Here is a 4145-nt window from a genome sequence, read left to right as displayed (position 1 = left end):
CATGCCCTCAACCGCGACACCGCAGCCTCCCGTGCTGCGGTCCGTCAGGCGGTTCGGCTGCTGGCTGGTGCTGAACGCGACCCGGACCCGTTGGATGGGCACTGCACGGACCTCTACGTGGCGGCATACGAAGGTCACTGCCGGCGGCTGGTCGGCGACCTGGACGGGGCGACAAGGCTACTGGACGAGGTGCTGGCGGCCTGGCCGGCCGGGCTGCGTCAGGATGAGGTGATGTGGCGGGCATGGTTGGCGGACGCGCATACCGCTGCCGGGCGCTTGGCCGAGGCGGGAGCTGAGGGCCTGCGTGCGTTGGAACTCGCCCAGGCCACCGGATCGGCGCGCGCTGACTTGGTACTCGGCAGCATGGCGGGAGCGCTCGCGGGAGCCGATCGGGTGGTCGAGGTCGGCCAGTTCCTCGCCGCTCGCCAGGTCGTTAACGCTGCGACGAGGAGACAGCCATTCCTATGATCACCACGGCGACCAGCGCCGAGGCGGAGCGAGTCGACGCGCGGGCGGCCGTGTTGCCGGTGGGCAGCTTCGAGCAACACGGCGTTCACCTCCCCCTCACGACAGACACGTTGATCGCCCAGACGATCGCCGAAGCTGCGGCCGATGCGTACGGCCTGTTCCTGCTCCCGCCGATCACGTTCTCGTGCTCCCATGAGCACGCCTCGTACCCGGGAACGGTGAGCATCTCGTCGGTGACTCTGACCTCGGTCATCCGCGACGTCGCCAGCTCTCTGGGTCGTTCCGGCGTCGCCGCGGTGGTGCTCGTCAACGGTCATGGGGGCAACTACGTCCTGAACAACATCGTTCAGGAGGCCAACATCGGCGGGCCGAGCATGACGCTGTTCCCTGGACGGTCAGATTGGGCGGCGGCCCGCGCCGCTGCCGAGTTGGAGACCGACGCCCACGACGACATGCACGCCGGCGAGCTGGAGACCTCCATCCTTCTGCACGTGCACCCCGACCTCGTCCGGCCCGGCTGGGAGACTGCCGACGAGGGAGGCGGCCCCCGACCGCACCTCCTCGTCCACGGCATGACGGCGTACACGCAGACAGGCGTGATCGGCCGTCCCTCGCTCGCTACCGCGGAGAAGGGCAAACGGCTCCTGGACAGCCTGACCAGCCTGATGAGCGCCCACCTCGACGCGCTCGGCCTGACTGGTCGCTGACCATGCCCTACTCCCGGCTTCATCGGCCACCGGAGAACCGGGCTGCGGGGTGAAGCGGCTACACACTGAGACGAAGGTCCGCTGCGCTCAGGCCGCGCCTGGCACCCGAACGACCGGGCATGTATCCCGGCGTGTCTGGCCGAACACACCAACATGGCGGAGGTCATCTTCCCAGGTCAGCGACCGGACAAGGCGCGAAGAGAAAACTTCGCCACCGGGGGAATGACCTTGCGCCGTGGGCGAGGCATTGTTACCTCTCGTTACCGCCGAAGGCCGGCATGGTAACTCCCGGCCCTGCGCCGTCCCGAAGCGAATGCACGTTGTGAGCGTGGTGCTCAGGGATGGTCGGCAGGTACACCGGGGAACGGCGCTGAGAGGAGACGTGGATGTCCATCGTGCAGGAAGTCGGCCCATCGGGTCCGGCGCCGGCCGACTGGTTCGACCTGCCGATCACCGTCGTCGATGACAGCACGTGCGTGGCGAGCGACGACTGCGACACCTCGGACGGCTGCTCGTCGACCTGTCCGTCGGCGTGCGCCAGTTCGTAAACGCGGGTCGTCGCCGTGCCGCCCCGACGACGTCGGGGCGGCACGGGACGCGGATTTGACGAAGGCTGGGGAAGGGACGATGCCGATGGGCGGGGCGCTGTACCGGCCGGCCGGTCCTGCGTTGCTGCGCGCAGCGACGAACGCGCCGGGCAGCGTGGCGTGTTGGCCGGTGTTGGAGGACCCGGCAGCGTGCAGAGAGTGGTTGGCGCAGGTCTGGCCGGCGGCCCGGGGGCCAGTCGCGCTCGCCAGCAGCGCATTGGCTGCCCGGGTCGAGCAGATCGTGGCCGGGCAGCCGGTCACAGACCGACGGCTGCGCGCCGCCGCGGCAACGGTGGTGCGATACCTGCTGCGCGCGGAGGGGCGGGCGACGCCGTTCGCGCTGTTCGCAGGTGTCGCACCGGCCATGTTTGGCCAGGTGGGGACGGTGCGCTTCGGGGATCGCCACAGGTCGACGGCTCGGGTGGACGCTGCGTGGCTGGGCGAGGTCATCGACCGTCTGGAAACGGGCCCACTGCTGGAGCGGGTGACCGTCGTGTTCAGCGGTCTCGTCGTCGAGCGGGCGGGGCGGTTGATCGTGCCTCACACGGACGGCCAGGCGGAGATCCCTCTTACTCCGCCGGTTCGGCTCGTGCGGGATGCCGCCCGCGATCCGGTGCGCTTCGCTGAGCTGGCCGACAGGCTGAACGAGGCGTTCATCGCCGCGGACCCTGAGCGCATCGAGAGATTGCTGCGTCAGCTCGTCGCCGAACACTTTCTGGTCACCGACCTGCGGGCGCCGATGACGGAGACCGATCCGCTCGGCCATCTGATCACGGTCCTTCGGACGGCAGGTGCGTGCGACCTGGTCGAGGTCGCGCCGCTGGTGGAGGAACTGACCACGATCCACACCCGGCTCGGTGAACTCAACGTGGCGCCGGCCCTGGCGGCGCAAGTGGCGCCACGCACGTCGTTGCTCGCGGCGATGGACCGGATCATGCCCCAGGATCGCTCGCCCTTGGCACTCGACCTCGTGCTCGACTGCGACCTTCAGCTGCCCGGGTCTGTCGCGTCAGATCTGGCTGTGGCGGCTGGTGTCCTGACGCGGCTGGGCCGAGAACCATTGGGACCTGCGGCATGGGCGGACTATCATCGCCGGTTCGTCGAACGCTACGGCGTCGGCAGCGTCGTTCCGCTGCTTGACGTGCTCGACGACGCATCGGGGCTTGGCTATCCGGCGGGCTATCCGGGCTCGGTGCTGCCGGCGTCCGCGCCGACGGTGAGCGATCGGGATCGGCGGCTGCTTGCCCTGGCATGGGAGGCGCTTGCGGGCGGCGGTCCTGTTGAGCTGACCGATGCGCTGATTGAGCACGTCACCGCCGGTGATCTGTTCGACCCGCGTTTCCTCCAGCCCCATGGAGAGATCGCGGCGAAGATCTACTCCAGGAGCGTTAAGGCGTTGAACGCCGGGGACTACCAGCTGGCAGTGACTCCCGCCCGTGCGACCGGAACCCTGACCGCGAGGTTCCAGTCCTCGACTGGTGACGCGGCAATGGCCCGCGCCTACAGATCGGTTCCGGTGCTGCACGAAGGCGCCACTGCGGTACAGCTGTCCTGCCCGTCCAAGTTCGTCCGCGGCCAGAACGTCGCACGGCTGCCCCAGTTCCTGCCCGAGGTACTGGCCCTCGGCGAGCCACCGTCGGACGGGCCGCGCGGGTTGGTGCCTGGAGATCTGGCGCTGACCGCGACCGGGCGGGGCCTGCTTCTGATCGAGGCCGCCACCGGCCGCATCATCGATCCGCAGATCTTTCACGCGCTGACGCTCGACCGGCAGATGCCGCCGCTGGCACGGTTCCTGGCGCACCTGCCGCGCGCGTTCGCCGCCCCGTTGACCGTGTTCGAGTTCGGACCGGCCGCGGGCGCGCTGCCGCACCTTCCCGAGGTCCGCTACGGCCGGATCATCCTGGCACCCGAACGCTGGCGCCTCCACCCCGCCGACCTGCCCGGACTCCACGCGCCGAGCGCCGACTGGAGCGGTGAGCTGGGCCGGTGGCGGCACCGGCATCGGTGCCCAGATCTTCTGGAGCTGGCCGACGGCGACATGACGCTACGGCTGGACCTCACGGTCCCGGCCCATCGCACGATCCTGCGCGAGCAGCTGGCGGACACAGGCGTGGCGACGCTGAACCGAGCCGTACCCGGCGAGGGCCTTGACTGGATCGGGCATGCCCACGAGATCGTCGCCCCCGTGTTCCGCGCTGGGCCACCCGCACCGAACAAGCTCGCCCCGGCGCTAGTCAGCAGGGCCAACGCCGACGGCCACCGCCCCGGCGCCCCGAACGCCCGATGGCTCTCCGCCCGCGTCCACACGCACCCCGCTGCCATGGACCACCTGATCGCCAGCCATCTGCCGGGCCTGCGTACCCAGCTCGACGGCGCGCAGCTG

The 4145-nt window shown here is 69.8% G+C and carries 3 protein-coding genes and 1 pseudogene; all 4 read left to right on the top strand.

The features are described 5' to 3' along the window. Nucleotides 1–468: pseudogene (locus tag ACY45C_RS12655) on the top strand (hypothetical protein); the annotation flags it as partial. Next, nucleotides 465–1175: a creatininase family protein gene (locus tag ACY45C_RS12650; RefSeq protein ID WP_462187818.1), complete on the top strand. Its 711-nt coding sequence runs from the start codon at nucleotides 465–467 to the stop codon at nucleotides 1173–1175. The pseudogene ACY45C_RS12655 and the gene ACY45C_RS12650, both read left to right, overlap by 4 nt. Before the next feature lie 386 nt (nucleotides 1176–1561). Next, nucleotides 1562–1723: an FxLD family lanthipeptide gene (locus ACY45C_RS12645; RefSeq protein WP_462187817.1), complete on the top strand. Its 162-nt coding sequence runs from the start codon at nucleotides 1562–1564 to the stop codon at nucleotides 1721–1723. 85 nt (nucleotides 1724–1808) lie between these two features. Beyond that, nucleotides 1809–4145 (top strand): lantibiotic dehydratase family protein (locus ACY45C_RS12640; RefSeq protein ID WP_462187816.1); only part of this gene is annotated, 2337 nt, incomplete at its 3' end.

Source organism: Frankia sp. CcWB2 (genome assembly GCF_977927585.1).
The sequence above is the reverse complement of the archived record's forward strand: the minus strand, read 5'-3'. Positions and strand labels throughout refer to the sequence as shown.

Coding starts and splice junctions, on each gene's coding strand:
- ACY45C_RS12650 (WP_462187818.1), top strand. CDS start 465: ATGATCACCACGGCGACCAGCGCCGAGGCGGAGCGAGTCGACGCGCGG.
- ACY45C_RS12645 (WP_462187817.1), top strand. CDS start 1,562: ATGTCCATCGTGCAGGAAGTCGGCCCATCGGGTCCGGCGCCGGCCGAC.